Origin of the sequence: Streptomyces sp. NBC_00162, assembly GCF_024611995.1 — a bacterium.
GTDB lineage: Bacteria > Actinomycetota > Actinomycetes > Streptomycetales > Streptomycetaceae > Streptomyces.
Map to the genome: position 1 here is coordinate 8,326,108 of NZ_CP102509.1, position 25,859 is coordinate 8,351,966.

At 68.9% G+C, this 25,859-nt stretch carries 29 protein-coding genes and 6 pseudogenes; 15 read left to right on the forward strand and 20 right to left on the reverse strand.

All coding sequences use genetic code 11. The features are described from left to right. Positions 1-35 precede the first annotated feature (35 nt). Positions 36-401: a YybH family protein gene (locus JIW86_RS38355; protein WP_257558933.1), complete on the reverse strand. Its 366-nt coding sequence runs from the start codon at positions 399-401 to the stop codon at positions 36-38. Positions 402-499: 98 nt separating this feature from the next. Here JIW86_RS38355 and JIW86_RS38360 point away from each other — a divergent pair. The 4 genes and pseudogenes from JIW86_RS38360 (at position 500) to JIW86_RS38375 (ending at position 4,234) form a co-directional block, all read left to right on the forward strand. Next, positions 500-1,389 (forward strand): annotated as a pseudogene (locus JIW86_RS38360) (LysR family transcriptional regulator). A gap of 846 nt (positions 1,390-2,235) precedes the next feature. Then, positions 2,236-3,690 (forward strand): serine hydrolase domain-containing protein, encoded by a 1,455-nt coding sequence (locus tag JIW86_RS38365; protein WP_257558934.1) that lies wholly within the window; start codon positions 2,236-2,238, stop codon positions 3,688-3,690. 30 nt (positions 3,691-3,720) lie between these two features. Beyond that, on the forward strand, positions 3,721-3,915 hold the full coding sequence (locus JIW86_RS38370; RefSeq protein WP_257558935.1) for a hypothetical protein: 195 nt from the start codon (positions 3,721-3,723) through the stop codon (positions 3,913-3,915). A gap of 82 nt (positions 3,916-3,997) precedes the next feature. Beyond that, a complete protein-coding gene (locus tag JIW86_RS38375) occupies positions 3,998-4,234 on the forward strand; it encodes a hypothetical protein (protein ID WP_215149021.1) in 237 nt (78 codons plus the stop codon). A gap of 120 nt (positions 4,235-4,354) precedes the next feature. Here the strand turns inward: JIW86_RS38375 and JIW86_RS38380 are convergent, their stop codons facing one another. Then, the gene (locus JIW86_RS38380) at positions 4,355-4,723 is read right to left on the reverse strand and encodes a hypothetical protein (protein ID WP_257558936.1); all 369 of its coding nucleotides are present in this window, start codon (positions 4,721-4,723) and stop codon (positions 4,355-4,357) included. Between JIW86_RS38380 and JIW86_RS38385 the strand changes: the two genes are divergently transcribed. After that, positions 4,722-5,027 (forward strand): LysR family transcriptional regulator substrate-binding protein, encoded by a 306-nt coding sequence (locus tag JIW86_RS38385; protein WP_257559606.1) that lies wholly within the window; start codon positions 4,722-4,724, stop codon positions 5,025-5,027. The genes JIW86_RS38380 and JIW86_RS38385 overlap by 2 nt on opposite strands. A 105-nt stretch (positions 5,028-5,132) precedes the next feature. Here the strand turns inward: JIW86_RS38385 and JIW86_RS38390 are convergent, their stop codons facing one another. Next, a complete protein-coding gene (locus JIW86_RS38390) occupies positions 5,133-5,867 on the reverse strand; it encodes an SDR family oxidoreductase (RefSeq protein WP_257558937.1) in 735 nt (244 codons plus the stop codon). Positions 5,868-5,961: 94 nt separating this feature from the next. Between JIW86_RS38390 and JIW86_RS38395 the strand changes: the two genes are divergently transcribed. From JIW86_RS38395 to JIW86_RS38405, 3 genes and pseudogenes are all read left to right on the forward strand, one after another. Next, complete coding sequence (locus JIW86_RS38395) at positions 5,962-6,822, forward strand: LysR family transcriptional regulator (protein WP_257558938.1); 861 nt, start codon at positions 5,962-5,964, stop codon at positions 6,820-6,822. Positions 6,823-7,280: 458 nt separating this feature from the next. Further along, positions 7,281-7,643, forward strand: a complete 363-nt coding sequence (locus tag JIW86_RS38400; RefSeq protein ID WP_257558939.1) for a hypothetical protein — start codon at positions 7,281-7,283, stop codon at positions 7,641-7,643. 345 nt (positions 7,644-7,988) lie between these two features. Continuing rightward, positions 7,989-8,731: pseudogene (locus JIW86_RS38405) on the forward strand (alpha/beta fold hydrolase). A gap of 28 nt (positions 8,732-8,759) precedes the next feature. Here JIW86_RS38405 and JIW86_RS38410 read toward each other — a convergent pair. From JIW86_RS38410 to JIW86_RS38430, 5 genes are all read right to left on the reverse strand, one after another. Then, positions 8,760-9,134 (reverse strand): nuclear transport factor 2 family protein, encoded by a 375-nt coding sequence (locus tag JIW86_RS38410; protein ID WP_257558940.1) that lies wholly within the window; start codon positions 9,132-9,134, stop codon positions 8,760-8,762. A 71-nt stretch (positions 9,135-9,205) separates the two neighbouring features. Further along, a complete protein-coding gene (locus JIW86_RS38415; protein ID WP_257558942.1) occupies positions 9,206-9,781 on the reverse strand; it encodes an NADPH-dependent FMN reductase in 576 nt (191 codons plus the stop codon). Between the two features lie 562 nt (positions 9,782-10,343). Continuing rightward, positions 10,344-10,667 carry a hypothetical protein gene (locus JIW86_RS42270; RefSeq protein ID WP_416237646.1) on the reverse strand — a complete coding sequence of 108 codons (324 nt, stop codon included), beginning with the start codon at positions 10,665-10,667 and terminating at the stop codon, positions 10,344-10,346. A 147-nt stretch (positions 10,668-10,814) separates the two neighbouring features. Then, positions 10,815-11,240 carry a DUF4267 domain-containing protein gene (locus tag JIW86_RS38425; protein ID WP_257558943.1) on the reverse strand — a complete coding sequence of 142 codons (426 nt, stop codon included), beginning with the start codon at positions 11,238-11,240 and terminating at the stop codon, positions 10,815-10,817. Between the two features lie 320 nt (positions 11,241-11,560). Next, entirely contained in the window at positions 11,561-12,007 is a 447-nt protein-coding gene (locus JIW86_RS38430) for a DUF1772 domain-containing protein (protein ID WP_257558944.1), read from the reverse strand. A 90-nt stretch (positions 12,008-12,097) separates the two neighbouring features. On the opposite strand from JIW86_RS38430, the gene JIW86_RS38435 reads away from it, so the two are divergent. After that, positions 12,098-12,676, forward strand: coding sequence for a TetR/AcrR family transcriptional regulator (locus JIW86_RS38435; protein ID WP_257558946.1), 579 nt, complete (start codon positions 12,098-12,100; stop codon positions 12,674-12,676). A 120-nt stretch (positions 12,677-12,796) separates the two neighbouring features. Here JIW86_RS38435 and JIW86_RS38440 read toward each other — a convergent pair. The 4 genes and pseudogenes from JIW86_RS38440 to JIW86_RS38455 form a co-directional block, all read right to left on the reverse strand. Beyond that, a pseudogene (locus JIW86_RS38440) lies at positions 12,797-13,488 on the reverse strand (transposase). A gap of 47 nt (positions 13,489-13,535) precedes the next feature. Beyond that, positions 13,536-13,949, reverse strand: coding sequence for a VOC family protein (locus tag JIW86_RS38445; RefSeq protein WP_257558947.1), 414 nt, complete (start codon positions 13,947-13,949; stop codon positions 13,536-13,538). Between the two features lie 405 nt (positions 13,950-14,354). Then, a complete protein-coding gene (locus tag JIW86_RS38450) occupies positions 14,355-14,777 on the reverse strand; it encodes a hypothetical protein (protein ID WP_257558948.1) in 423 nt (140 codons plus the stop codon). 63 nt (positions 14,778-14,840) lie between these two features. Beyond that, complete coding sequence (locus tag JIW86_RS38455; RefSeq protein WP_257558950.1) at positions 14,841-15,203, reverse strand: serine hydrolase; 363 nt, start codon at positions 15,201-15,203, stop codon at positions 14,841-14,843. A gap of 68 nt (positions 15,204-15,271) precedes the next feature. Between JIW86_RS38455 and JIW86_RS38460 the strand changes: the two genes are divergently transcribed. Continuing rightward, positions 15,272-16,123 (forward strand): IS5 family transposase, encoded by an 852-nt coding sequence (locus tag JIW86_RS38460; protein ID WP_257552237.1) that lies wholly within the window; start codon positions 15,272-15,274, stop codon positions 16,121-16,123. Positions 16,124-16,224: 101 nt separating this feature from the next. Continuing rightward, positions 16,225-16,560, forward strand: a complete 336-nt coding sequence (locus tag JIW86_RS38465; RefSeq protein ID WP_257552073.1) for a hypothetical protein — start codon at positions 16,225-16,227, stop codon at positions 16,558-16,560. Here the strand turns inward: JIW86_RS38465 and JIW86_RS38470 are convergent. Further along, positions 16,557-17,376 (reverse strand): IS5 family transposase gene (locus JIW86_RS38470; protein WP_416237647.1). Its coding sequence is split into 2 segments (ribosomal slippage): positions 16,557-17,028 and positions 17,027-17,376, totalling 822 coding nucleotides; the frame shifts between segments, so codons are not numbered across the junction. The genes JIW86_RS38465 and JIW86_RS38470 overlap by 4 nt on opposite strands. Before the next feature lie 70 nt (positions 17,377-17,446). Then, positions 17,447-17,545 (reverse strand): annotated as a pseudogene (locus tag JIW86_RS38475) (tyrosine-type recombinase/integrase); the annotation flags it as partial. 191 nt (positions 17,546-17,736) lie between these two features. Between JIW86_RS38475 and JIW86_RS38480 the strand changes: the two are divergent. Beyond that, complete coding sequence (locus JIW86_RS38480; protein ID WP_257558952.1) at positions 17,737-18,003, forward strand: hypothetical protein; 267 nt, start codon at positions 17,737-17,739, stop codon at positions 18,001-18,003. 324 nt (positions 18,004-18,327) lie between these two features. Here JIW86_RS38480 and JIW86_RS38485 read toward each other — a convergent pair whose 3' ends face one another. After that, on the reverse strand, positions 18,328-18,537 hold the full coding sequence (locus JIW86_RS38485; protein WP_257558953.1) for a hypothetical protein: 210 nt from the start codon (positions 18,535-18,537) through the stop codon (positions 18,328-18,330). Between the two features lie 316 nt (positions 18,538-18,853). Here JIW86_RS38485 and JIW86_RS38490 point away from each other — a divergent pair. The 3 genes and pseudogenes from JIW86_RS38490 to JIW86_RS38500 all read left to right on the forward strand — a co-directional run. After that, positions 18,854-18,973, forward strand: a pseudogene (locus tag JIW86_RS38490) (o-succinylbenzoate synthase); the annotation flags it as partial. Between the two features lie 479 nt (positions 18,974-19,452). Continuing rightward, positions 19,453-19,725 carry a hypothetical protein gene (locus JIW86_RS38495; RefSeq protein ID WP_257558954.1) on the forward strand — a complete coding sequence of 91 codons (273 nt, stop codon included), beginning with the start codon at positions 19,453-19,455 and terminating at the stop codon, positions 19,723-19,725. A 370-nt stretch (positions 19,726-20,095) separates the two neighbouring features. Further along, complete coding sequence (locus JIW86_RS38500; protein ID WP_257558956.1) at positions 20,096-20,302, forward strand: hypothetical protein; 207 nt, start codon at positions 20,096-20,098, stop codon at positions 20,300-20,302. Between the two features lie 1,863 nt (positions 20,303-22,165). Here JIW86_RS38500 and JIW86_RS38505 read toward each other — a convergent pair. The 5 genes and pseudogenes from JIW86_RS38505 to JIW86_RS38525 form a co-directional block, all read right to left on the reverse strand. Beyond that, positions 22,166-22,330, reverse strand: coding sequence for a hypothetical protein (locus JIW86_RS38505; protein WP_257558957.1), 165 nt, complete (start codon positions 22,328-22,330; stop codon positions 22,166-22,168). A gap of 487 nt (positions 22,331-22,817) precedes the next feature. Continuing rightward, a pseudogene (locus JIW86_RS38510) lies at positions 22,818-23,340 on the reverse strand (transposase); the annotation flags it as partial. Between the two features lie 42 nt (positions 23,341-23,382). Continuing rightward, positions 23,383-24,018: a VOC family protein gene (locus JIW86_RS38515; protein ID WP_257558958.1), complete on the reverse strand. Its 636-nt coding sequence runs from the start codon at positions 24,016-24,018 to the stop codon at positions 23,383-23,385. A gap of 740 nt (positions 24,019-24,758) precedes the next feature. Then, the gene (locus JIW86_RS38520; protein ID WP_257558959.1) at positions 24,759-25,364 is read right to left on the reverse strand and encodes a hypothetical protein; all 606 of its coding nucleotides are present in this window, start codon (positions 25,362-25,364) and stop codon (positions 24,759-24,761) included. Beyond that, positions 25,351-25,824 (reverse strand): hypothetical protein, encoded by a 474-nt coding sequence (locus JIW86_RS38525; protein ID WP_257558960.1) that lies wholly within the window; start codon positions 25,822-25,824, stop codon positions 25,351-25,353. The genes JIW86_RS38520 and JIW86_RS38525 overlap by 14 nt, the downstream gene beginning before the upstream one ends. Positions 25,825-25,859 lie beyond the last annotated feature (35 nt).

Here is a 25,859-nt window from a genome sequence, read left to right on the forward strand (position 1 = left end):
GAGAACCGTTTCGCGAACTCATGGGGGCGCGGAGGTCAGCGGGTGGGCTGGACGAACTCGGGCTGGTCGAGGAGGCGCAGCCAGCTTCCGTCAGGCTGGCGCCGGACGACCTGGGCCTGGGCGCCGGCCCCGTCCTTCGGCGGGGTCGAGGTGAGGGCGATGTCGCCGCTGATCAGCGTCGGCAGCGGTTGTTCCGGCTCGAAGCGGGGACGGTTGGCCAGCACCTTTTCCCACAGCGCGCGGATCGCCTGCCGGCCCACCGTCTGGCTGCCGGGCGGGTAGGCCATCACCGCATCCTCTTCGTAGAGTGCGGCGACCCCGGCCGCATCACCGGCGTTGGATCGTGCGACGAACAAGCGGGTGATGTCCTCGGGCCGCATGGCCTTCTCATGCTCCGGCATGGGTTCCTCCTGACGTCGGGCTTCAGCGCTTCCCAGCGTGGGCGCCCAATGATCAGAAGTCCAACAGATGAGTCTGCTGGAAGCTAGAATCTGCAGTCATGGAGCTGAGGCAGCTGGAGTACTTCGTGGCGGTTGCCGAGGAGCAGAACTTCACCCGGGCGGCCGAGCGGGTGCACATCAGTCAGTCCGGCGTCAGTGCCCAGATCCGTCAGCTGGAACGTGAGCTCGGTACCGAGCTGTTCGACCGGTCGCCGCGCACCGTCACCCTCACAGTCGCGGGAAGGGTCGCGCTCGAACACGCCCGCGCCGCGCTCGCCGCCGCTGGGGCCCTCGGTCAAGCGGTGGGCGAGGTGACCGACCTGATCCGAGGTCGGCTAACCGTGGGGATGGTCATGGGCTGCACCCTCACGCCGCTGTTCGACGCCCTCGCCGCGTTCCACCAAGCGCATCCCGGTGTGGAGATCTCGCTGCTGGAGGACAACTCCGACCGGCTCGTCGAGGGGGTGCGCGCCGGCGCCATCGACCTGGCACTCATCGGGGCCGCAACCGCCACCCCCGACGGGCTGGACGCGCTGACCATCATCAGCGAGCGGCTCGTCGTGGCAGTCCCGGCCGGGCACCCCTGGCGGGACAGCGGCGGGTCACCCTGCACGACCTGGTTGCCTACCCGATCGTGTGCATGCCGCCCGGCACCGGCCTGCGCACGGTATTCGACCAGGCCTGCGCCGCACAGAGCCTCCGACCCGCGATCACCCTGCAGGCCAGCGCCGCGGATGCCATTGCCGACCTCGCTGCCCGCGGGCTCGCCGTCGCCGTCCTCAGCAACTCCATGGCCGCGCGCTACCGCGACCGCCTCACCGCCCGCACCATCGATGACCTCGAAACACCCGCGTTGCTCGCCCTGATCTGGAAGAGCACACACAGCCCCGCGGTGCGTGAGTTGCTCGTGCACAGCCGACAAGCATTCACCGAGCCCGACCCTGCTTAGCGGGAACACCCCTGTCAGATCCGCTCGACATGTGTGCGAATCGTGGTCGGAGAGCAGTTCGACAATGACCTCTGGCGGCAGGGCCGGATGCCCGGCAGCCACCCGCCGTGCCTGCCTGTCCGCCAAACAGGCGAGCAGCGCTGGGCCGGTCGCGTCGCGGTGCCGGGCGACCTCGCGCAGTGCCTTCTGAGCGGGCGGTATGTGTCTGGTCAGGTCCTCCGGCAGGGCGGGCCAGGACCTGCGGTGGTGTCGCCTCGTTGGCCGCTACCGCGCGGCGGACCTCGGCATGGGGGTGGGACCAGACGGGTCGCCAGGTCCGCTGTGGTCCACAACGCGAGTTCCGCGACGACCCGTACGTCCGGATCGGCGGCGAGTGTCTCGCGCGCATCGGACGGAAGCCCGGGACAGGCGGCCGGCTTCGCCCGGTGCCAGGCGTCGGGGTGCTGGGCGAAGAGCCGCCCACTCCGGGTCCCGGAACACTCGTCGAGCAAGGCGAGTGCGGCCTGCGGCTGTGTGAGGGGGTTGATGTCGGCAGCGGCCAACCGGCCCTCATACGCAAGTCGTACAGCGCTCTCCTCGACTCTCGTGGCCAGGTCGACCGCCTGCTCGCGGCTGAGGTCCGCGCGGCTGGCGAGGCCGTCGGCGACGTCCGCGTCCGCGACCGCGATCAGGCGCCCGACCGGCTCGCAGGGCAGAGCCCATCGGCGCCGAGGCCGCACATCATTCCCGCTCGTCCCGCGCTTGTCTCACCGTGGGCGCAAGCCGTACGCATGATGCGTACAACGGTCCGACCTGAGTGCAGTGTTCGCAACGAGGGAATGTTGTACGCACCAGATGGGAGCAGGCATGTCGAACAATGTGGGCTGGGACGAGCGGGGCAACTGGGACGCCACGGGCGCGTGGGGGTCCCGGGATTCTGCGGGCCGGAATCTGGACCTCGCCCACTGGCAGGCCCGCCTCGATGCTCTGCGCGCCAAGCATCACGTCCCGGGCGCGTCTCTCGCGCTCCTCGTCGACGGGACCGTCCACGAACTGGCCAGCGGCGTGCTGCACCGCGGAACGGGCGTGGAGGCGACGACCGACTCGGTCTTCCGGATGGGCTCGATAGCCAAGGTCTACACCGCCACCCTCATCATGCAGCTCGCCGAATCAGGTGAACTGGACCTGGATGCCCCGGTCGTGGACGTACTGCCGGAGTTCTCGGTCGCCGACCCCGAGGCGACCAGGGCGATCACCACACGCCAGTTGCTCAGCCACACCGGCGGTCTCACCTGTGACTTCACGCACGACAGCGGACGCGGTGACGACTGCCTCGCCAAGTACGTCGAGGCCGCGAAGGGCGTGGCGCTCGACTGCCCGCCCGGCACCGTGATCTCCTACAGCAGCGTCGGCTACAACGTGCTCGGCCGGATCATCGAGGTGGTCACCGGCAAGATCTGGGACCAGGCGCTGAAGGACCTGCTCCTGACCCCGCTCGGCCTGACGCACACCATGACGCTGCCTGAGGAGGCGCTGCGGTTCCGCGCGGCGATGGGGCACTTGGGCGAGCCGGGCCAGGACCCGGACCCTGCACCGGAATGGGACCTGATGCCGCGCTCGGCGGGACCCTACGGCAGGGTCATCGCCACTGCCGGAGACCTCGCCCGGCTCGCGCGGATGCACCTGGCCGGTGGCGTGGCCGAGGACGGCACGCGCGTGCTCTCCGAGGAGACGGTCGCGCTGATGCAGCGCCGGGTGGTGGACTGTCCCGACAAGTGGACGGTCAGCTCGGACGGCTGGGGCCTGGGCTGGACCCTGTACGACTGGAACGGCGTCCAGGGCTACGGGCACGACGGCGCCTCGATCGGGCAGTACGGCTACCTGCGCGTGGTGCCGTCGGCGGGCGTCGCGGTCGCGCTGCTCACCAATGGCGGTGGCGCACGGGAGGTGTACGCGACTCTCTACCGCGAACTCCTCGCCGACCTCGCCGGGGTGACCATGCCGGAGCCCTTCGCCCCGCCCGCCCAGCCGCCCGTGGTCGACTTCGCACGGCTGGTCGGCACGTACCGTCGTGAGGGCGTGGTCATCACCGTGACCGAGCGGGACGGCGCGGGCCACGCGCTGTACGAATTCGTCGACGGCATGAAGGATTTCTCCGAGCCCCTTCAGATCGATCTGCTGCCGGTGACGGAAACGGTCTTCGCCGGTACGGGAGTGGGCGCGGCATTCAGCGAGGACTACACGCCCGTGGTCTTCTCCACGCTGCCCGACGGCACGGGCTGCGTCTACATCGGCATGCGCTGCGGCCCCAAGAGCGCGTAGAACCCGGCTGCGCCGACCGGAGCTCGGGTGGTGGTGAATGGTTCGAGGACGCCGGACTTCGCGGAGATGGGCCAGGACGACTTCCAGCCACAGTCGCCTGCGCAGGGCGGCCTGCGCCGTACGCAGGCCTGCGGCATCAGCACCTGCCGGCGCTGGCCGAGCATGGCGCGGCGTACCGAACCGGGGCTCGAGATCGCCGGCCTCCTGCCGGTGCCCCTCCTGTGAATGAACCGCCCCTACCCGGGCAGGCGCAGTACGGGGCGGGTGGATCCTGGTGCCCCGGTCATGAAGTGGAGGCGAGTTGCGCATGACAGAGAGCGCGAGCCCCTACATGCCCACGGCGCGGGTCACGGTACTCGGCGTGCAGCCCGGTGACCCGCCGTTCCGGATCGTGGAGATCGACGGCGAGGTGGTCAGCACCGCCCGGTCCATGACGGACGTGCTCCTGATCGCCGCGCGCGGCGGCATCACGATCCACGACCTGGACGACCAGGACGAGGTCAGGTGGGTCGGCGGCGGGAAGTTCCGCTGGAGGACACGCTGAAGCGGTGTTCACGCTGTGTGTGCTCACGGGCCGACTACGTGCTCATGAGGCCGTACTGGCCGCGCAGGACCCCGTGGACCGCCAGGACCGGTTCCGTAGCGCCGCCGGGGCGCGGCCGGGTCACGGTGAGTCCGGCGGCCCGTCCACGGTCAGGGACTCAGCGACTGATCTGTAGGTCCGCAAATGGCTGCCGGAGGTGGGCGGGCTGGGGGTACAGGTGTTGAGCTGGTGGGTGAGGGCGTCGCCGAGAGCGGAGTCCAGAGGGCCGGTCTGGTCAATGCCGAGCTGGATGGCCAGGTCCGTGGCGTGGAGGCGAGCGGCGGCTTCCAAGAGTCGGGCGTAGGCGCCGGTGGCGCTGCGGAGGCGGTATCTGGCAGTCAGGGCGAGCACAGCGACGAGCGGGGCAGCAGGCCACCACCATGCACTCAGCGGGGCGTAGAGCAGGGCCCAGCCGCCGACCCTCGACGAGGCGGTCCGGGGCCCGGTCATCAGCTACGGCCCCGACAGCGGCGTGCACGCGTACATCCGCGAGGCCTTCGCCGCGAAGGCACTGAGGCTGGACATCGCCTACGCGACGAACGACGTCGCCCTCCAACTCGCGCTGGTCGCCGAGGGTATCGGCATCGCTCTCACCTCCCACGCAAGTCCGGTCCTCGCCGCAGACCCGCGGTTCGTCGTCGTGCCGCTGGAGCCCGCCATCCGATTGCGGAAGGTGTTCGTATGGCGCGCAGGTACCCGGCCGAGTGCGCCCCTGCGGGCGTTCCTTGACCTGTGGACGGAGCTGTTCGAGTAGCGCGAGCCGTCCGCAAAGAACAGGTCCAGCGCCCCCGGGACACTGCCGCAGCTGCTGGACGCAGCGCGGGTGAGCGCTGCGTCCTCTACACGTCCGCCGTGCACATCACCAGGGCACTTCGCCGGCGTCCTCGAAGAACGTGCCGGTCGGACCGTCGTCGTGCAGCGTGGCGAGTTTGATGGCGATGGCCGCGCCCTGTTCGGGGGTGCGCACGCCGCGGAAGCCGTTGAGGTCAGTCGCGACGTAGCCGGGGCAGCCGGCGTTGATCAGGATGTTCGTGCCGCTCAGCTCGCGGGCGTACTGGAGGGTGACGGCGTTCAGGAAGGTCTTCGATGGCGAGTACGCGACGGCCACCGGCCCCGTCGTCTGCTGCTCAGCAGCGGTTCCCGACTGCCGGGTGAGGGAGCCGACACTGCTGGACATGTTCACGATCCGAGGTGAGGCGGAGCGTCGCAGCAGCGGCAGCATGGCGTTGGTGACGCGGATGACGCCGATCACGTTGGTCTCCACGACCGTACGGATGGTGGCGGGATCGACCCGGGTGGGTTCCTGCGGCATGCCGCCGGTGATGGCGGCGTTGTTGACCAGCACGTCGAGGCGTCCGGCTTGTTTCTCGATCAGTCGTGCGGCGGCGGTCACGCTCGCGTCGTCGGTCACGTCCAGTGGTACGCCGAACGCGTCGACGCCGGCCGCGCGCAGTCTCGCCACGGCGGTAGTACGGCGCTGATCGTCGCGGGCGCCGACGCCGACGCTCCAGCCGAGGGCGCCCAGGCCTGCGGCGATCTCGTAGCCGATTCCCTTGTTCGCGCCGGTGACCAGCGCAATCGTTCGTTCGTTCATGGGGCCATGCTGTCCTCGTGCCCCGGTGGGGGTCCAAGACCGATAAGGTGGTCATCGATACCGGCAGGGTATGGAACCGGATGGGCGTAGCCGTATGGAGACCCGGGAACTGCGATATTTCGTCGCTGTCGCCGAAGAGCTGCACTTCGGGCGCGCCGCGCAGCGGCTCGGGATCTCGCAGCCGCCTCTGTCACGGGCGATCCAGCAGCTCGAACGCCGGCTGGGGGCAGCACTGTTGGATCGGACCAGCCGCACTGTCACGCTGACTGAGGCCGGTTCGGTGCTATTGGCCGAGGGCCGGGCGGCGCTCGAGGCGGTCGACGCGGCCGAGCGCCGGACCCGCCGTGCCGCCCTTTCCGTGCCCGGCCGTCCTGGCCTGGTCCTGGTCGCGAAGGCCAGCGCGTCCCGCGAACTGCTGGCGAAACTGCTCGATGCGTACGCCGCCGAGCCCGGCGCGGTTGCTGTCGACGTCATCCTGTGTGGTCCGGCCCAGCAGGAGCAATTTCTGCGGGAGGGCCGGGCCGACGTGGCGCTGCTGCACCGTCCGTTCGACTCGACGGCCGGGTTCGACACGGAAGAACTCGGCACGGAGAATCAGGTCGTGGTCCTGCCTGCCGGGCATCCGCTCACGGCTCGGCCCCATGTGCGCATGGCCGACATCAGCGGGCTGCCCGGCCTGCCGCTGCCACGCTGGCCCAACCCCGACGGCACCTACCTGCCCGGTCCCGGGCCGCAGGTGCGCGACCACGCGCAGTTGCTGCAGCTCGTCGCGCTCGGCCGTGCTTGCGCGGTCTCTCCGGAGTCGTGCCGAGCCCAATTGCACGATGACCTCGCCGCCGTGCCCGTGCTGGATGCGCCGCCAGTCACCACCGTGATCGCATGGCCGCCGCACAGCCGGTCCAGAGCCGTTGCCGACCTGGTCCGAACCGCGACACATCTCCAGCCGTTGTGTTGACCACGAACCTTGCTGGATCAGGCAGACAGGATGCGTCGTAGGGGACGCGGGTCGTGCCGGAGAACCCAGCGTCGCCGGCGACTTGGACCGGACTTGCCGCAGCCAGAGCCAGGCGGACGGCCCCTGGGCCGTGACCGCCCGGTCCGCTTTACCGCTTGATGCGGTGATGACGACACGAGGCCTGATCTAGGCCACGACCGGTTCCACTCTCCCGGGATCACGTAGGTCGAGGGCCGGCCACGCGCCGGCGCGAGCGATCCCGGCGTCGGTGTCCTCCCGAGCATCCGCGTGCGTGAGGAACTGTTTTTCAGTGCAGGGGAGTTGTCGGCCCGCTGTTCCCGTGAAACCCTTTCAATGTTTGCAGAAAAGTCTTGCATGACGTCACGGTACGGCTTCCATCCGGCCCGGCTCGAGTCGCTCCACGGTCGGGTTGCTCCCCTGAAGAGAAGGAAGAGTTCATGTCGTTCCTGCGGAAGACCAAGCAGCGCCTGGCCGTAGTGGGCGCCTTAGGCGCCCTGGCTGCATCGACGGGCGTCGTGGCGACTGCCACTCCGGCCGCCGCGTTCGCCGGTGTCTTCATCTACGCCAACCCCAATTACTCCATCCCGGTCTACCCCAGCGGCGCTCCCGTCCAGGTCGCCGAGCTCACGGGGTCGGGGAAGGACACCACCTCCTCCATAGGCAACAGCACGAACCTCTCCATGTGCTTCTACGAGCACAAGAACTACGGCGGTCTCGAGTTCAGGATCGGCCCCGGCGAGTGGTGGGCCACGATCCCCTCCTGGATCGACAACAAGATCTCGTCCTACCGGCCCTGCTGACCGAGGGGCACCTGCTCAGGGCTTTGGCGCCGGTCGAGCCGATCGGGTGAACCAGGAACTGCGCGCCTGCGGCAGCCCCGGCTGTACGGCTCCCCGCGGCGAGACTGTGGCCCAGTCTCCGGGAACCGTCTCCACCCACCTCTACCCTCTGCCAGCTCTTCTTTGGAGCCGGAGTGACCTCCCGGGCCGGAACGGTGCGACGCGCTGATGCGCCTGGAGCGGCAGTGCCACCCGGGCGTCCGGCACCCGGAATTACGACAGACAACCGGAGCGGCGAAATCGGCCGCTTTCGTATCTTCGCCGCACGGCCCGAGCGGACCGGTCCCGCAGAGCACTGGAGGAAAGATGACCGACGACGCACCGCGCGGGAATGTCGTGCTCGTCCACGGTGGGTTCGTGGACGGCTCGGGTTGGCAGGGCGTGTACGACGCCCTGAGGGCCGACGGCTACCACGTGTCCGTCGTGCAGAACCCACCCTCTCCCTCGAAGGCGACGTGGCCGCCACCCAGCAGGTGATCGACCGCCTTCCGGGACCGGTGACCCTGGTCGGCCACTCGTACGGCGGCGTCGTGATCACCGAGGCCGGCAACTACCCGAAGGTGAACGCGCTCGTCTACGTTGCCGCGTTCGCCCCCGACAAGGGCGAGTCGGTCAGCACCCTGATCGCCGACCCGCCCCCAGCCGCCCCCGTCCCGCCGATCCTGCCCCCCGACGAGGGCTTCCTCTTCCTCGACCGCGATAAGTTCGCCGACTCCTTCGCCGGCGACCTGCCCCGCGCTCAGGCCGAGTTCATGTCCGACTCTCAGGTCCCGTGGGGCGTGGAAGCGCTGGGCGGCGCGGTGTCCCGGCCCGCCTGGCGGTCCAAGCGGGCCTGGTACCTGATCGCCACTCCTCCAAGCGGTTTCGCAACGACTTCGACAGCCACGCAACAGCGTCATGGGGATTCCGTCTGCTCGTGGGTGGACAGCAGGTCCCTGGCCCAGCGCTGCATCAGCACTGGCAGATACGCGCGAACATCCGCGCACCGGAGCTCCTCGCCGAGCGGTGCCGCTCTCCGGTCTGTGCTCCGCTACACCGTTGAGCTGTGAGCGGGCCATTCTGGCAGCGGCTTCTGCCCTAGAACGGCTGACGGATCTCCGTGACGATCGTGTAGAGCTCGATGATGACGCCGTCCCTGGTGCGGGCGATGTCCATGCCGCTGATCATCGGTGGTTGACCGTCGGCCGGGCCGTACTGGAAACCGAGGTGGCCGATGTCGTCGAGCCCCGAAGCGGCGCCTGCGGGTCGGAAGACCCAGTCCGGGTTCTCGGCAAGCAACTCTGTGGCGCGGCGCGCGAAGTCCGTGAGCCCACGGTTGATGTGGTCCGGTTCGTGCCACACCACGTCCTCGGCGTAGTTCTCGGCGATGACCGCGGCCCGGCGGTCCGGGTCGGGTTCGTTGAAGACCTCGAGAAGGTTGACTCGCATCAGATCGGCGGGGGATCTGGTCATGGTGAGTCCGTTCGTGTGGGCTGGTCGGTTGGTGTGGCGGAGGGCCACTGCGGTCGACGCGGCCGAGCCGGTCAGGTCGCGACGGCGGGGGCGGTCCGTAGCGGGGCGAGAGCCGCGGTCCAGGCGATGACCTGGTCGAGCATGGTGTCCAGCGCATGAAGGTTGTGGTCGCCGGGTTTGAAGACGCTGAAGTTCTCGAAGTCGGTGTGCAGAGAGAGCACGACTTGCTGGCGTACGTCGGCCATCTGGAGTTCGGCGGCGACCAGGCGCAGTTGTTCGGCGGATCGTGCGCCGCCCGCAGCCCCGTAGGAGACCAGGCCGAGGGCTTTGTTGTTCCACTCGGCGTACAGGTAGTCCAGGGCGTTCTTGAGCACACCGGGGATGTCGTGGTTGTACTCGGGGGTGACGATGACGAATCCGTCGTACGCGGCGATGGTCTCGGCCCAGCGCCGGGTGTGCTCGTTCTGGTACTGGCCGAGGGAGGGCGGCATCGGCTCGTCGAGGTGGGGGAGGGGGTGCTCGCGCAGATCGAGCAGATCGAAGCCGGCGTCGGTCCGGCGCGAAGCGTGGTCGAGGACCCAGCGTGCCACTTGGTCTCCGACGCGGTTGGGTCGGGTGCTGCCGACGATGATGCCGATGGTGGGCATGGTGGGCCTGCCTCTTCGTGGTGCCGTGCGTCTGCGGGACACGCGCTGCCCGGATCGTTGGTGACGGGCAGGCGCGGTGACCAGTGCAGCAGCACGTTGCGGGGGCGCGCGGAGCGGTTCGGTCAGCTCGGGACGGCGGCTGACGCCGTGACGGCGGAGGTGGCCGGGTGGTCGCGGTGCTCTTCGGTGCTTCGCGGTCATGCGGGAGTCCGGCACCTTTCCCGGATCCGCCCCGCCAGCAGCCTGGTCGGTCCGGCGACAGCGACCCTTCGGCGGGGAGGCCGGCGCGTGTTTCGGCCAGCAGAGCGGCGAGCCGTGCTCGCCTCTCCCGGCACCGAGGACCCGCTCCAGTACCTGGTCACCCGCGCCCACGGCGTGCGGACCAGCCCGCCGCGGTGACCACCCGCCCGCGGACCGGCAACGAACCTCCCCGCGAGGCAGCCATGAACACCACCCACACAGCACCCCCAGGCCGCCCCTGCCCGCGGCCCTCGAATCGATCGCGGTACTGCGGGGCGACCCGGCTTACGACGACCTGCGGCACACTTACACCCGCCGCGGCTCACCCGCCGCCGTACTGCGCGTGCGCGGCCCTGGGGACATCGCCACCGCCCTCGCCCACAGCCGGACGGCGGGCCTTTCGTTCGCCGTGCGCAGCGGGGGCCATGGGATCAGCGCGCGGTCCACCGACGACCGCGGCCTGGTCGTCTACCTGTCCCGGCTGGACGAGGGTGGTGGAGTCGATGCTGACCAGGGACAGCTCCACCTCGCCCGGTTTCGCCGCCTCCGCGATCAGGTCCTCCAGCAGGGCTTCGAACACTCCTGCGGCACGCCACTGGCGGGAGCGGTTGGAGACGGTTGACCAGGCGCCGAACTCGCTCGGCATCTACGGGCCGTACTCGCCGATCGGCAGGTGCGGCTCTATGAACTCCCAGTCTTCGTCCGTCAGTTGCGCGCGTGTCACGCACGACGGTCTACCGGGATAGGGCCTGGAACGGGGCGAAACCACGGACTGATCACGGCCCGATCCGCGCTAGGCGGGCTGCGGGGCGGGCGTTTCCGGAGCGGCCGCGACGTTGCGGGTCTCGCGCATGATCAGCAGGCCGTTGACCACCATCAGTGTCGCGGTCAGGCAGTGGACGCCGAGCGCGGTGGCCACGGAGCCCTGGTGGGCCAGCACGTTGGCCATGTCGCCGTACGCGGCGAGGGCCTCCACCAGCAGCGCCCAGCCCAGCGCCCGGCGGTGACCCGTCACCAGCAGGATGCCCAGGACCAGGGCCATGACGACGTCGCGGATTCCCTTGATGATCAGGAAGCCGTCGCCGTCGCCGGACGGCCAGCTCGGCAGGCCGTAGCCCGGCGCTGTCGTTTCCGGGCTCAGGATGTACTCCGTCCCGAACCAGAGGATGAAGAGGATGAAGGCGGCGGCCAGGACGGTGTTGATCTTCTTCAGCGACATTGATCTTCTCCATGCGAGTCTTCGTCAGATTGGTGAGCTTCGTGGAGCCTGCCGAGTCGTGTGCAGCCTGATCAGGCCGCGTGGACGCGGCCGATCGAGGGCGCAGCTTGCCGGGGTCGCAGTTGTGGGATCTGAGCGGCAGCTGCATTCCCGAATGTCGGGATTTCGGTGGCCAGCCGCCCCCGAGGAGTGGGGACTGGCCACCGGCGCGGCCCCGGCCCGCGGGGTCGGAAATCCGATGCCCTCTCCGGCCCACCCGACAGGGCAAAAGCCGTCGATATGCAGGGGGCGCACCAGTGCATGTCGGGGCAGCGGTGGTATCAGGCGAGGGCGGCGACCAGCAGGGTGAAGGCGGCGATGATGACGGCGACGCGGACGTAGTGGAAGCGTTCCCAGCGGTGCAACTGCTGCTTCCAGTCGGCGGGCCGGTTCTCGGGGGTCCAGGTCTTGTTTCGGTTGTTGATCGGGACGAGCAGCAGGATCGACATGACCACGCTGAGGATCAGCAGTCCGGCGGCGGTGACGACGAGTCCGGCGCCGTGGTGGTGCCATCCGGCGACGGCCCAGATCGCGCTGAGGACGAGCGAGCCTATGTACCAGAACGGCATCAGGGCGCCGAGCATCCGGCCGCCGTGAGCGTGGCCGAGCTGGCCGCTGTCCTCGGGAAGCGCGTCCAGGATCCGGTTCATGATGAAGGCGACGGAGAACTCCACCCCCACCATCAGGCCGACGACGACGGTGGTGACGACCTCGAGTGCGTCGAGCATGACGATCCCTCCGTGAACTAGCGTTGCTAGATGATGAGGCAACGCTAGTACTACTAACGCTCGGATGTCTAGCGGTGCTAGGATCGAATCATGTCGGTACAAGAACGCAAGGAGCGCGAACGGGCGGAGCGCGAGCGCCTCATCGTGGCGACGGCCCGCGAACTCGCCGAGCAGCAGGGCTGGGACGCAGTCACCACCCGCCGGCTCGCCGAGCGCATCGAATACAGCCAGCCCGTCCTCTACAGCCACTTCCGCGGCAAGCGCGAGATCATCGGCGCCGTCGCCCTGGAAGGCGCCGCCGAGATGGCCGCGGCGGTGCGTGCCGCGGCATCCAGAGCGAACAGCCCGCGCGAGCGGGTCGCCGCCCTCGCTCGCGCCTACCTCGACTTCGCCGAGCACAACCCGGCGGTCTACGACGCCTTGTTCCAGCTCGACGGCGGCCTGGCGTACGCGCAGGAGGACACCCCCGAGCCGCTGAAGGACGCCTTCGCCGCCCTGCTCGAGTGCCTCGCCGAGGTCGCCGGCGACGGCGTCCACCCGGGTATGTTCACCGAGGTGTTCTGGGCGGCTCTGCACGGCCTGGCGACCCTGACCCGAGCGGGCCGCCTGATGCCCGAGGACGCTGAGCCGAGGGTGGAGCTGTTGGTGGACCGGCTCGCCATGATCTGACACACCGTCCCGGCGGGCACGCAGCCGGGGTCCTCGGGCTCCGCCCGCTTCCTGCCTGCGGCAACGCTTCCGGTCACTCGCATCCACACGGCGCAGCCGGAGATCGCCGGGTCCCGCACCTCAGACGGGGCACCCACCCCGGAGGTTGATGGCGGTGATGTGGACGGTGGCCAGGTAGCGGACGGCGAGCTTGTCGAACCGGGTGGCTGCCGCCCGGTGGCGTTTGAGGCGGTTGATGCCGCACTCCACGGCATGCCGGCCGCGGCAGTCGATCGGGTCGAAGGCGGCCGGCCGGCCGACCTCCGGCCGGGCGATGCGGATACCGGCCATCACCGCCTCGAGGCGCGGGACATCCCCGGCCTGCCCGGCGCTCAGGACCAGCGACAAGGGCCTTTGCCCGTGCTCGCAGGCCGGGTGCAGTTTGGTCGACAGCCCGCCGCGGGAGCGGCCCATCGCGTGATCGCCCGGATCCGGTGTGCTCCCGCCGGGCGGCTCGCGCTGGGCATCCGGCTGCCGACGGGCGCCGGCGGCGTGCTGATGCGCGCGCATTATGGTGGCGCCTGCCAGGAGCCGTAGCACGCGGGCACGTCCCGCCACGGCGCGCCGACCCGCACCCGCCATCGGATGCCGTCGATGAGCTGCCGCTTGGTCCACTTCGAGGGCCGACCCGGCCGCCTGGGAGCAGGTAACTACGGCTCCAGGATCGCCCACTGTGCGTCGGTCAATCGAACCGCCGCGTCACCGCTAGGGAGGCCACGAGGTCTCCGATGTCTGGTTCTTCTTGGTCGATGAACCCTTACCGGAGACCTCATTCCTTCCCGATCAACACGCCGCCGCTCAGCTCACTTCGAAACGCGGCCTACTGGTCGCGCTTGGCCCAGATGGGGCCCTGATCGGTCCAGATGACACCCTTGTTGCGGCAGAGGCAGAAGGGGTGGCCAATGGGGTCGGCGTAGACGCGGAAGCCGTAGCCGTCGGGGCCGATGCAGTCCCGCTGCAGGGTCGCGCCGAGGGCCAGGACGCGGCGCTGTTCGGCCTCGATGTCGTCGACTTCGAAGTCGAGGTGGAACTGCTTGGGGTGCTCGCTGTCGGGCCACTGCGGGGCGCGGTAGTCCTCCACCTGGATGAAGGCCAGTTCGATCTCGCCGAATTGGATACCGGCCCAGTTCTCGTTACTGCCCTCCTTGACCGGGAGCCCCGTCACCTCAGAGTAGAAGGCTGCCAGCTTCATCGTATCCGGGCAATCGACAATGAAATCGGTTAGTCGTAGCATCCCGCGATCTTGCCACAAGATCAAATGAGCCGGACTTTGAGAAGGCCCTAGCCGCCTCGCGGCGGTACGGCCCTCCGCCTGTTCGTCGGAAGGAGGCAGCGGAGCTCTTCGTACGCCGTCTGCACTGAGCCTTGCACGACGCCGGCGTCCAGGTGCGGGCGCGCCTCCTTCCCCGGGAGGCCCGGCCCTGACTGACTGTCAGGGCCGGGCGTTGAAGGCGGGGACATCTTGTACCCAAGGTTTGGTGTTGACCGATTGACCACGATGCTGTCGGTTCGTGAAGGGGATGCGGCAGCGGAAGCCCTACCGGCTCGGGTTCCGCGGGTGGTTCAGGCTCCGCCGCCGCGACACCACCGAAGGGATCACCGGCGCCGGTCACCGGTGCCCCCTCGCACCGGGCGGTGCCTACTGCTTCAGCCGTGCGTCCGGCACTCCGGCCGCTCCGATGAACGTCGGCGCGAGCGCCTGTTCGGGCGTGAGACCGAAGCCGAGACCGGTGCCGTAGACCGCCGTGGCGAGGGCCTGAAACGCCGGGGGAGGCGTGATGGCGTTGGGGTTCTTGGTGGAGACCACCTCGATCGCCGTGCGAAGCGTGGGCGAGTACATGGTGGTGGATTCGTAGCCGGCGAAGCTGCCTTCTCCGCCGATGAACCCGCCGGACTCGACGAAGCCCAGTCCGTACCGCCACTTGCCGGGCCCGTTGTAGTTCCTTGTGAAGACGAAGGGGATCGGGTTCTTGGTCGGTTCGGCCCAGACCGCGGGCTTGAGCAGCGCATCGGTCGCCAGGGCGCGGGACCAGAGCCGCATGTCGGAGAGCGCCGAGACCATGGCTCCGTGCGCCCATAGGCACGACGCCGGGATGGCCGTCGCGTCATCGGCAGCGGTGGGTGCCTAGGTGGGGCACACATCACCCAGTCCGTACCCGTGGGTGAAGGGTGTGGTGAGGCCGTTGCCAGAGGTCGGGAGCAGGGTGCGGTGGAGTCCGAGCGGCCGGGTGATGCGCTGCTGGACCGCGGTGCTCAGATCCTGGCCGCCGGCCAGCTTCACGACACGGCCGAGCAGGTTGTAACCGTAGTTGCTGTACGACCACTTGGCGCCGGGAGCTGCGACAGGGGGAACGGGCCCAGGACTCGGCGAGCAGGGATTTATCCGTGCTGAATCTTCCAGCCTCAATGACTGCCAGGCAGAGTGCGTTGCCGAGGGTGTCGATGGCCTGCCGCTGGAGGCGGAGGCGTACGTGGGCTTAGAGGGCATCTGATCTAGGTAGTTGGTGTTTTGGGATGTTCTTGTGACTGCACGCGCCGGTGGTCGTTGCCTGGGGTATGAGTGCTCGGCGTGCGTATCGCAGTGACGTCTCGGATGCCCGCTGGGCCTTGATCGAGCCGGTGTTCGTCGCCTGGCGGGCCGCAAGATCAGGGCCCGGTACCGCAGCGCGGGTGCACGACCTGCGAGAGATCGTGAACGCGATCCTGTACGTCAACCGCACCGGTATTCCGTGGGAGTACCTGCCCCACGACTTCCCGCCGTTCAAGACCGTCTACGACTACTTCGCCAAGTGGGAGGCGGACGGAACAACCGAGCTGGTCCATGACCTCTTGCGTGACCGGACCCGCCGGGCGAACGCTCGAAGCGCCGAGCCGTCCGCAGCCGTGGTGGACGCGCAGAGCGTGAAGACCTCGAGCAATGTCTCCGAAGCCAGTCAGGGCATCGATGCCGGCAAGAAGATCAAAGGACGCAAACGTCACCTGATCACCGACACCCTCGGACTGGTCCTGACAGTCCTCGTCACCGCCGCCTCGGTCCACGACTCCGTCGGCGGCAAGCAGGCTCTGACCGAGTTGGCAGCGGCCCATCCGAGCGTGACCAGGGTGTGGGCCGACGGCGGCTACCAGACCAGCGTGATCCAGCACGGCGCCGGCCTCGGGATCGATGTTCAGGTAGTGCAGCGACCGCGCGTGAAGGGCTTCCGGCCGCTGCCCAAGCGGTGGGTGATCGAGCGGACCTTCGGCTGGCTGATGCAGCACCGCCGCCTGGCACGTGACTACGAAGCCCTACCTCAGAGATCCCGCACGATGATCCACTGGGCCATGGCTAACAAAATGAGCCGTGAGCTCACCGGAGAATCGTCACCAACCTGGCGAATCGAAACGGACATCCCGTTCACAACCATATGAATGTTGATCAGATGCCCTCTTAGAGGTCCTAACAGAATGACTCGCTCGGCGTCTTCACGGCCCCTGTGATGGGTGGTGCACGTGGTTGCTAGTGTCCGGGCGTGACCCTGACTGACCTCAGCAACGGCTTTCGTGACGACGAACAGAGACGGCGAGTCCGGGCGGTCATTCATGATCGCCTGGCAGATGACCGTGATCCACAGGAGTGTCGTTACCTCATGCGGTTCTGGTGGCAACTGAGCATGCCGTACAGCGAGGTGTCGATGCAGGATCTAAGGCTGAACGTCCACCAGCGGAAGTTTGACGTGGTGGAGGAGCTGATCAACGCCATCAGGTCGTCCCATGCTCGGATCGATGTGTGGACTGCCAGTGCTGAGCAAGCCTTCGCGGTCATCGAGGACCGTGGTTTTCGGGGTGCCCCGGACACCGAGAGCTAGGACAGCAGCAGTGCCTTCAACCTGCGCCAGCAGATGAGACTGCAGGCGAGGCTGAGGAAGGCTTCGTGGATGTCGTCCCGGATCTCCCAGCGGATCCGCAGGCGGCGGAACCAGTGCAGGTGGGCGAAGGCACGTTCAACAACCCAGCGTTGGGTGCCGAGTCCGGAGCCGTGTTCGGTGCCGCGGCGGGCGATCCGTGGTTTTACTCCGAGGCCCCAGACCAGGCGGCGGTACTTGTCGTGGTCGTAGCCACGATCGCCGAGCACGACGTCGGGGCGGCGCCGGGGCCTGCCGCGCTTGCCCCGCACGGGTGGCACGGCCTGGAGGAGTGGGATCAGCTGGGTGACGTCGTTGCGGTTGCCGCCGGTCAGGGTGACGGCAAGCGGGATGCCGGTGGCATCGGTGATCAGGTGGTGCTTGCTACCCGTTCTGCCCCGGTCAACTGGGCTTCGTCCGGTCTTGGACCCCCTTTAACGCTCGGATGTGGGAGCCGTCGACCGCAGCCAGGGAGAAGTCCAGGGCGTTCGCGCCGCGCAGCTTGGCCAAGAGTTCCTCGTGGAGCCGGGGCCACACGCCGGCCTCGGTCCACTCGGCCAGGCGGCGCCAGCACGTCATGCCCGAGCCGAAGCCGAGTTCCTGCGGCAGGTGTTCCCAGGCGATCCCCGTGTGCAGCACGAACAGGATGCCTTGGAATACCAGCCGGTCCGGATGCCGCTTGCGACCCGGATGCCGAGGCCGACGCTCCACCTTGGGCAGCAGCGGCTCGATCACCGCCCAGAACTCGTCATCGACTTCCCACGGTTTCGGCCGAGCCACCCCACACCCCCGGATCAGCGCTCCTGGAGTGATCCAACCACCTCGAAGATCATTTCGTTAGGAGTTCTTAGACGCCGGCGGTGACGCCGATGTGGGCGTGGCCGAGTAGTTCCTTGATGACGACGAGATCGACGCCTTGCTTAAGGAGCAGGGTGGCGGTCGAGTGTCGCGGCGACTCAGGTGGGGACTGGCGTGGCCCCACACCAGGGCGTGGTTGTACAGCTCGCCGGGCAGGAAGCGAAGGCGTGGGCCCGACTTGGGACCGCCGACGCGTCGAGGTGGCGCTCGATCGTGGGCGCAACCTGCTCGAAGGGACGCCGCACCCGGAGAACCTCGACAATCACTTCGTGGTGTACCCGGGTGTACCCGGCGAAGTTCGACTTCTACGCCATGGACTGCTACCGCCTGGTCGGCGAGGACGAGCTAGCCCGGGCGCTCACGGAAGAAGTCCTTCGGGCGGGCACGGACTTCGACGGCACGGAGCGCTCACCACCCATGCGCAACGCCGAGGCGCGGGTAACGCTGGAAGTGACTGCCGCGCGGGAGGGCGACTCGGAACAGGCGCTCGTCATGGGCGAGCGCGCCCTCGAAGGCGAGCGCCAGTCCGTCCCTTCGCGCTCATCATGACGAGCCGCGAGTTGGCAGCCGAGATGAGGAACCGATACGCGGCCGAGCCTGCCGCTCAGGACTACCTCGCTCGCCTCCGCGAGCTTGGGCAAGGAACCCCCGGCTTCTTGCCTCAGTAACAGAAGGTGCGGCCTACAGCCGCGCAAACCCTGGCAGCTCGCTGCGCTCGCGTGCGACGGCGTTCAGGAGCTCCCGCCCCCCGCGTGCTTCCGGGCCGACTCGGACCTAGCGTGCCCGACGGGTCGGCACAGTCCCTGCGACTCTCCCGGCTACGCTCGCGCGGGAGCGCCCCGCGGCGCGTGGCTGCGGGGCGCCTTGTGGGGTTTAGTCGACTTGCTCCCCGTCGTACATACCGCCCTTGCAGTAGTTGCCCGCCTCATTGACCGCGGGCGTTCCGCCGCCCTGCTTGCACTCGGAAGGGGTGACGACGGATGGGGCACCCTGTGCGGTGGCGGCGGTGGCGGCGCCTGTGAGGCCGAATCCGGCGAGGGCTGCCGTGGCGATGACGGCGGCGAGGATTCGTCGAATGCGCATTTGGTTCCCCTTTCACGGATTGCCTCAGTTGGGGCACTAGTTAGTTTCTCACCCATGTGGGTGGCACGTCATGTTGAGCCATTCGCGTGACAGTGCTGTCGGGTGCGGGTGCGGTGACGCGACCCGTCGGACAGGCCCTGGACGAAGAGACCACCCGGCCGGATGGGTGGTCTCTTCGTTGTTCCGGAGGCGGCAGCGTTCGCAACCGGCCCAATGCCAAGAGCCGGGGCTGGTCCGGAAATGGTCCGAATCTTGGGACGCTGGGGAGGGGCGCTGCCGTCGACGCCTGCCTCGGGGGCCGCCGTACCCGCGACACGCCCGCGCCCACAGCGTCCCGGTCCGGTGTGGCGACATGCCGGAGACATGCATAGGCCGCGCCGCCCTCGCGGCCCTTCCGGGCTTCGCTCTCCCCGGCGACACCTTGGCCTCCCATCGGCGCTCACCGTGAAGTGCCACCGCAGTGGCGGCCCAGCACCTCGGGGGAAGCGAAGGCCGGCCGCCTCCCCGGCCGAGCCGCGCCCGGCGGTGTGCAGGGGACAGGCCGGGCGGGACGCTGGGCCGTCCGATCCACCTGGTCGGCCTGACGGGCCGGCTACCGCGCTTCGCGCAATCGCAGTTACTCAGCGCGGCCGCCCCCCCGGGTGCCCAGGACGGGCGGGGGAGAGGATGCGACGCTGGAGTGAGGGCCCGCGAGTGGAGGTCCGAGTGCGTCCCATCCGGTCCGCGGCCCTCTCCTTCGGCCTGGCGACCATGTCCCGGTGCGGCTCAATGGATGCGACGCAGAATCGTGCGGTCAGTCTGTGAGCCCGTCGGCCGGGGGCACCACTCACCGAGAGTCGCCAGGCGGCCTTACCGCGTGGATCCGGCCCGCCGGGACCAGGACCGCGCGACCAACCCGGAAGGCAGGTGCGTCCCATGCGCACGTCGACCCGTATCGCCGGTGCCCTCGCCGGCCTGACCCTCACCCTCGGCGGTGCGGTCGCCGCTCCCGCGGTCCGGGCGGACATCCCCGCCTGCACACAGATGGCCGAACTGGCCGGTGCCACCGATTCCGACTCCGTCACAGCGGCCTGCAGCCGTGGCGTGGCCGGAGACCTGCAGAGTTGTGTGACCGGGCTGACCGGGGCCGGAGTGGCGGGCGGCGCCGCGACCGGTGCCTGCCGGGCGGCGGCCCACGAACCGCGTTAGAGGACCGCGCGCGGCAGCCGCCCGCCGCCACCGGTCGGAGGCAGGTACGGCCCGTCTCCTCCTCAATCCCCGGCCTGCCCGGAAACAACGCGGCTCCGGTGGGCAGTCTCGACGCCAAGGACATCGACGTCGCCCCGCTTCTATCGACGTCGCCCCGCTTCTATCGGCGCGCACGCGGCGTACCGATGCGGCCGGTCGAGGTCGGTGACGTCATACCTCTCCGGGGCCGGGCAGTCACGCCCGGGCGCGGCGCCCAGCCTCGCCTCGCGGGCCTCATGCGGAGCGCCCATGCTGAGTAAGAGGGCGCCGTCGTCTTGAGACTTGTCCTTCCCGCAGGCCGAACGAAGGCGCCTGAGAGGAGGAGGAAGTCATGCGCATGCGAAGAATCCTGGGCCTCGCCCTGGCCGCGGCAACCCTTGCCGGCGCGAGCGCCGTCGGCGCTGTCAGCGCCGGGGCCGCCTCGTCTCCGAACATCTCCAGAGACGAGTGCACGGCCGCCGGCGGACAGATCGTTTCACGCCCCTACGCCAGCGACGCCTGCGCGCTGCCTGACGGGACCAGGCCGGCGATCACCTGACCCGTCGGCGCACGGCTGGGCAACCAGTCCGGCCGGTGCACCGGGCGCGGTGCGTATGGGGTGACCGCCCCCGGTCCACCGTTGGGTGGATCGCCCGCGCCCGTCTCGACACCGCGGCACTCGCGATGGTGGACGCCGACCGTCTCGAAGCCAAGGCCGTCACCGCTTCGAGACGGTCCGCGCCGTCCTGAACACCGTGCTCGCCGCCGTCCTGAACGGCCTCGCCATGTCGTCATACATTGACCGACGAGGTCGTTTCGCATTTCCTGGCTGTATTGATTTCGGATTTCCCAGCTGTATTGATCACGAGCATCGTTGACACTCGGCAGGTCTTGAACAGGCGCAGAAGAACGAGCAGTCCCGCCGGCCTCGAGCCTGGATGTGCCGACGGTGATGGAGTCTTCCTTCTGGCGCGGGCGATGATCGCGCCGCTGTGCGCACTGACGTGGCCCATTGCCGATGCCCTGACTCATTCCCACCGTGGAAGAGGTCCAGCAGGTCATCCCGCTCCACCAACCCGTCTGAGCCAAGGCCGACCCCGCCGGCATCGCCAACCGGCACGCGGCCCACGGCCCTCTCCAGGGACCTACGAGACGGCCCCGTAAAAGCACGACCAAGGAGCCGACCGGCACGGTGCACCCGCCGGTCGGCTCCGCCGTGCTCCTCGACGGCCCCGGGGATGACTCCGTCGTTCGGCCCATCAAGGGCACCGGCTGCAACGCCGAAAAGGACCAAGTGGAGTCGCCCCACCCTCGCGTTCCGGTAAGCCTCCGCGCCCCAGGCCGCCCCGATGACGGCGGTCCCGTACCCCGGCCGACAGGCCCGGAGGAGATCCCGCATGCGCGTCTGCCTGCCCCTGACCGCCGTCACCACCGCCGCGCTCCTGCTCGTCACGGTCACCGGCGTGACTCCCGCCGCAGCAGACCGGAACCCCGACGGCACACCACTGGTCAAGGTGTCCCACGGCGACCCGTACGCGGACTGCACCATCGGAGCGATCTCCCCCGAGAGCATCGTCTACCCCGGCACCGAGGTCGAGCCGTACCTGTCCGTCGATCCGCGCGACCCGAAACGCGTGGTCACCGTGTACCAGCAGGACCGCTGGAACGACGGCGCCGCCCGCGGCCTGGTGGCCTCCTGGACCACCGACGGCCACACCTTCCACCGGAGCCCGCTGCCGTTCAGCCTGTGCGCCCCCGGCGGCGCGGACTACGAACGGGCCTCCGACCCCTGGGTGAGCACCGGACCGGACGGCACCGTCTATGCGAGCGGGGAAGGCGTCGACTTCACCAAGAGCACGCGCAGCGCCCTCCTGGCCGCCACCTCCCGCGACGGCGGCCGCACTTGGCAGAACCTCACCACCACGCACGTCGACGAGCAGCCGTTCTTCAACGACAAGCCCTCGCTCACCGCCGACCCGATCCGCGAAGGCACCGCCTACCAGGTCTGGAACCGCCTCGACAACGACCCGCCCGGCCCCAGCTCCCTCGACGGTCCCGGCTACATCTCCCTCACCCGCGACGCCGGCCGCACCTGGAGCGAGGCCCGGCGGTTCGTCGACACCGGCGCCGTGCCCAACACCCAGACCATCGGCCATGTGATCGTCGTCGACCGGCGCACCGGCACCCTGTACGACTTCTACGACCGGATCACCTACTCCGACGACCTGAGCACCGTCACCGAAGCCCACTACGAGGTGGTCACCTCCACCGACGCCGGAGAAACCTGGAGCGCCCCGGCCACCGTGGCCCGCGACACCTCCGTACCGGAGGTCGACCCGAACGACCCCACCAAACTGCTGCGCGCCGCGTCCACCCTGCCCAGCCCGGCCGTCGACCCCAAGTCAGGCACGCTGTACATGGCCTACGAGGGCTCGGACTTCTCCGGCGGCAGGTTCGACTCCGTCCAGCTCGTGCGCTCCACCGACGGCGGACGTACCTGGGGGACCCCCGAGCTGATCAGCCCTGAGGACGTGCCGGCCTTCTCCCCGTCGATCGCGGTCGACGAGCGGGGCACGGTCGCACTCACCTACTACGACCTGCGCTTCCTCAAGCCGGGCGACACCACCACCCTGCCCACCGCCTACCAGCTGGCCACCCTGCCGCACGGAAACCCGGAGCTCCGGACCGAACGACGGATCTCACGGGTCTTCGACTGGCTGCAGGCGCCGTTCGCCGGGGGCTACTTCCTCGGCGACTACCAAGGCCTGGTCGCAGACGGCAAGGGGTGCGGGCGGTGCTCACCGAAACCAACTCCGACGCACCCCAGAACCGTACGGACGTGTACACCAGCAGTCTCCGCACCCGCTGACCGACGGGGACGCCGTCGGCCGACCCGACCGCCGGCGGCTGCAGACAGGCCTCGGACCCACTCCGTGACCACGTTGGGCGGGGAGGTTTGGCTGAGTCCCGCCCGGCGGGGCGGTCCTGCTGCTCTGGGGTCGCGTGAACGCGGTTTGGTCGTGAACGAGGCGCTCGGGATCACCCACCGGGTGCGCCAGAACATCGACCACGCCCAACGCGCGGATCCCGCGTCGTCGCAGGTGGGACCGGATGGCACAGGTGGAGCAGGCCGGTCCGCGAGCACGGCCAACGGCCGGGTTCGGGGCCTGCCGGGCCCGCTTCGTGGCACGCGGATGCGGGCCATGACCGCTTCGAAGGCGGGTGCGTCGCCGGCCTGGCCCGCGGTGACGGTCAGGGCCAGGGGCCGTGCACGGTCGGCGGGCTCGCTGCGGCTTTCGGCCCCCTATTGCGTGCTCCGGCGGAATGCTGGTGGGCGCGGACGACGGTGGAGTCGACCGAGACGGTCCAGCCGATGTCGTCATCGGCGTCCGCGGCCGCCAGCACGGCGGTCAGGATGTTCTGCCAGGTTCCGTCGATGGCCCATCTGATCAGCCGTTTGTGGGCGGTCTGGAACGGGCCGAGCCCGTCGGGCAGGTCCCGCCAGGGCGAGTTGGTGCGGTACTTCCACGCGATGGCCTCGAGCGTTCGGCGGTGATCAGCCCACTGCCGTCCACGGACCGGATCGGTCCTGGCCAGGAGACCCCAGTCGGCTGCTCCCGCGGGGCAGTCGGGCCCTGGTCAGATCGTGACCGGGCCGTGGGCGGTGGCGAACTCGACCGAGACCAGGCCCGGTTCCTCATCCTCGACCCAGGTGACGTCGATCTGGTCGAGGGGGTGGTCGGCCGGTTCGCCGAGGAATTCGGCGATGGAGGCGGCGTCGCCGGCGATGGAGACCCCGTGGATGGTGGTGGAGGTGCGCGGGTCGGCGCTCGGGCGCTCCTCGATGGGGACCAGCCACTGAAGGAAGTAGGGCAATTGCGGGTCCTCCAGCAGTTCCAGCAGGCCGATCTGCTTCCACCTCAGGTCGAACCCGTCGGGGCGGACACGGTGGCCCTCGGCCGAGGCGCGGCCGAGGCGGGCCTCGACCGGAGCGATGTCGTCGACGGAGACCACCCAACCGAGCCAGCCGCCGCCCTCGGCGGCGCGGCGCGCGACCGCCTGGCCGAAGGGTGCGCGGTCGGCGGCGGGGTGGTCGAGTGTGGTGACGACCTCGACGTAGGTGCCGCCGCTCAGCGGGAGAATAAAATTGCGGGTGCCGAATCGCGGGTGCACGCCCCCGTCGACGAACCCGGCGCCGAGGGCCGATCCGATCCACTGGACGGTCGAGACGAAGCTGTCGCGGGCCACCGCATAGGACACGTGATCAAGTTGCACTGCGCCATCATCACCCGACAACCCGCACAAATCCCGACGCCACGCCCGCCGCCCCGGCCGCGTCCGCCGTGGATCCAGCCGTGGAGCGGATCGATCGTCGTCATCCCGGCGGGGGAGGCCCGGTCGAAGCCAGGCAGCAGCGCTGCCGCCTGGTCGAGGCCCACGACCCGCTCGATCAGCCGCTGCGGGGCAAGCGCTGCTGCCACAGGATTTCGATCCGGCATGCAGCACCTGCGCACCGCACTTCCAAGAGACAGGCTCTAGTCTCGACAGGGAGCCCCGTGGACTCGACGGAGTACGACTGCCAGCGCAGGCCCCTACTGCCTTCCACCCGGTAAAGAGGGCCCGTCCGACCAGCCGGCCCACCGCTGTTGGCGGCCTGCGGAGCAGGTGATGGGGATTCTTGAAAACGGCTGTGACCGCGCTTGCGTGATGGCTACGGCTGTCGTCGGATCGGGGCATCCTTACAGGGACTCTTTTGACCGCGAAGATCACGGGCGTGGCAGGATGAGGGCATGACTATCCGAAAGGCTCATGCCGCGTAGGTCCCCCGGCCGAATCAGACGGGAAGTGCCACGTCCTGCCGTCGGATCCGGCGACAGCCGCCATCAGCGCAGTACCACGCGACGCTTGAAGTGCCGAAACAAGCTGGGCCACATTCCGGAGCCGGGATATCCGTGAACGGATATCCCGGCATGCGAAGTGCGCCTACCTAGGAATCTGGGGTTTTGCTCGCAGATTTACCTTCGGAGGAAGGTTTTTCTTCGCCACGGGGTGGCTGCGGTTGCAGTCACGCCGAGGGACAAAGCGAGCACCGCTACAGCCCAGCTGAAGCGGTCGGTCGCCGAGTTTGACGTCCAGTCCCACCAATTGTGGGGGTACCAGATCAAAAAGAAGGCCGAGGCCAGGGGAATGGTCCAGCCAAGTTGGTGGCCGAGCAGCCTCACCGACAGCAGGGCGAGACCGAGCCAGATCAGGAGGGATCGGATGAAGACGACCCCAGCTTCCGTGCTGACGGCGAGTGCCTCAGTGATGAAGGACAAGACGCAAGCTGTCAGTGTCAGGCCAATGCAGTAGTTGAGGCGGAACCGGTGCATCGCGGATGCACCCATTTCGTCATGTTCCGACATGGCTCCGTCGAGAGCCGCAGTGAGGAAGACGGCTGACAGAAGCGGGAGTTCGTGTCGGAAGGGCACACCGGTGGTGACTCCTCCGCTGCCGATGGAAGGCAGCGCGATAGGGGTGCCGCCAAAGAAGGCCGAGAGGAGGGCAATAGCGGCCGTCGCTGCGAGGATTGCTATGCCCCGGTGCACTCTTGCGTAACGGAGCAATTCAGAACCGGTCATCAGGCTTGCACCAGGAAGGGTCTCGAATAATGTGGCTGCGTTCCTCAGCGAGCCATTCCTGCTGCTCGGCTGCGGGCATCCGTGCAGCCTTGGTCGCCTCGCGCTGGGCGGCGGAGACACCTTCCATGTGGAGTCCCTGGTCGGCTACAGCCGGGTCTTGGCCGGTGGAGCGGTACTCGAGCCATAGGTGGATGTTGTCCATCGCCTGCCAGGCCCGGCTCTCCTCTTGCGGAGGGCGGCAGAGGCCCAGCGACTGGGTGAACACCTGGTCGGCCATGGCGATCGCTGCGGTACGGACGTGTCCCTCGGCGATGTCGAATCCTCGGTCGCCCCACTTGGTCCGCCGGAGCCCGAACTCGTAGAACGCTTCGGGTGACTTCAACCAGGATTGGTCGGGCTGGCCCAAGCGCTGGGCCATGGCCGTCAATTCGGGCAGGTACTTGCGGTGCTCGGGCCACACGCACACCTGTGGCGCGCCCCCTCGGCACGGTCGCA

Coding starts and splice junctions, on each gene's coding strand:
- JIW86_RS38355 (WP_257558933.1), bottom strand. CDS start 401: ATGCCGGAGCATGAGAAGGCCATGCGGCCCGAGGACATCACCCGCTTG.
- JIW86_RS38365 (WP_257558934.1), top strand. CDS start 2,236: ATGTCGAACAATGTGGGCTGGGACGAGCGGGGCAACTGGGACGCCACG.
- JIW86_RS38375 (WP_215149021.1), top strand. CDS start 3,998: ATGACAGAGAGCGCGAGCCCCTACATGCCCACGGCGCGGGTCACGGTA.
- JIW86_RS38380 (WP_257558936.1), bottom strand. CDS start 4,723: ATGACCGGGCCCCGGACCGCCTCGTCGAGGGTCGGCGGCTGGGCCCTG.
- JIW86_RS38390 (WP_257558937.1), bottom strand. CDS start 5,867: ATGAACGAACGAACGATTGCGCTGGTCACCGGCGCGAACAAGGGAATC.
- JIW86_RS38395 (WP_257558938.1), top strand. CDS start 5,962: ATGGAGACCCGGGAACTGCGATATTTCGTCGCTGTCGCCGAAGAGCTG.
- JIW86_RS38400 (WP_257558939.1), top strand. CDS start 7,281: ATGTCGTTCCTGCGGAAGACCAAGCAGCGCCTGGCCGTAGTGGGCGCC.
- JIW86_RS38410 (WP_257558940.1), bottom strand. CDS start 9,134: ATGACCAGATCCCCCGCCGATCTGATGCGAGTCAACCTTCTCGAGGTC.
- JIW86_RS38415 (WP_257558942.1), bottom strand. CDS start 9,781: ATGCCCACCATCGGCATCATCGTCGGCAGCACCCGACCCAACCGCGTC.
- JIW86_RS42270 (WP_416237646.1), bottom strand. CDS start 10,667: ATGCCGAGCGAGTTCGGCGCCTGGTCAACCGTCTCCAACCGCTCCCGC.
- JIW86_RS38425 (WP_257558943.1), bottom strand. CDS start 11,240: ATGTCGCTGAAGAAGATCAACACCGTCCTGGCCGCCGCCTTCATCCTC.
- JIW86_RS38430 (WP_257558944.1), bottom strand. CDS start 12,007: ATGCTCGACGCACTCGAGGTCGTCACCACCGTCGTCGTCGGCCTGATG.
- JIW86_RS38435 (WP_257558946.1), top strand. CDS start 12,098: ATGTCGGTACAAGAACGCAAGGAGCGCGAACGGGCGGAGCGCGAGCGC.
- JIW86_RS38445 (WP_257558947.1), bottom strand. CDS start 13,949: ATGCTACGACTAACCGATTTCATTGTCGATTGCCCGGATACGATGAAG.
- JIW86_RS38450 (WP_257558948.1), bottom strand. CDS start 14,777: ATGGTCTCGGCGCTCTCCGACATGCGGCTCTGGTCCCGCGCCCTGGCG.
- JIW86_RS38455 (WP_257558950.1), bottom strand. CDS start 15,203: ATGCCCTCTAAGCCCACGTACGCCTCCGCCTCCAGCGGCAGGCCATCG.
- JIW86_RS38460 (WP_257552237.1), top strand. CDS start 15,272: ATGAGTGCTCGGCGTGCGTATCGCAGTGACGTCTCGGATGCCCGCTGG.
- JIW86_RS38485 (WP_257558953.1), bottom strand. CDS start 18,537: ATGCGCATTCGACGAATCCTCGCCGCCGTCATCGCCACGGCAGCCCTC.
- JIW86_RS38495 (WP_257558954.1), top strand. CDS start 19,453: ATGCGCACGTCGACCCGTATCGCCGGTGCCCTCGCCGGCCTGACCCTC.
- JIW86_RS38500 (WP_257558956.1), top strand. CDS start 20,096: ATGCGCATGCGAAGAATCCTGGGCCTCGCCCTGGCCGCGGCAACCCTT.
- JIW86_RS38520 (WP_257558959.1), bottom strand. CDS start 25,364: ATGACCGGTTCTGAATTGCTCCGTTACGCAAGAGTGCACCGGGGCATA.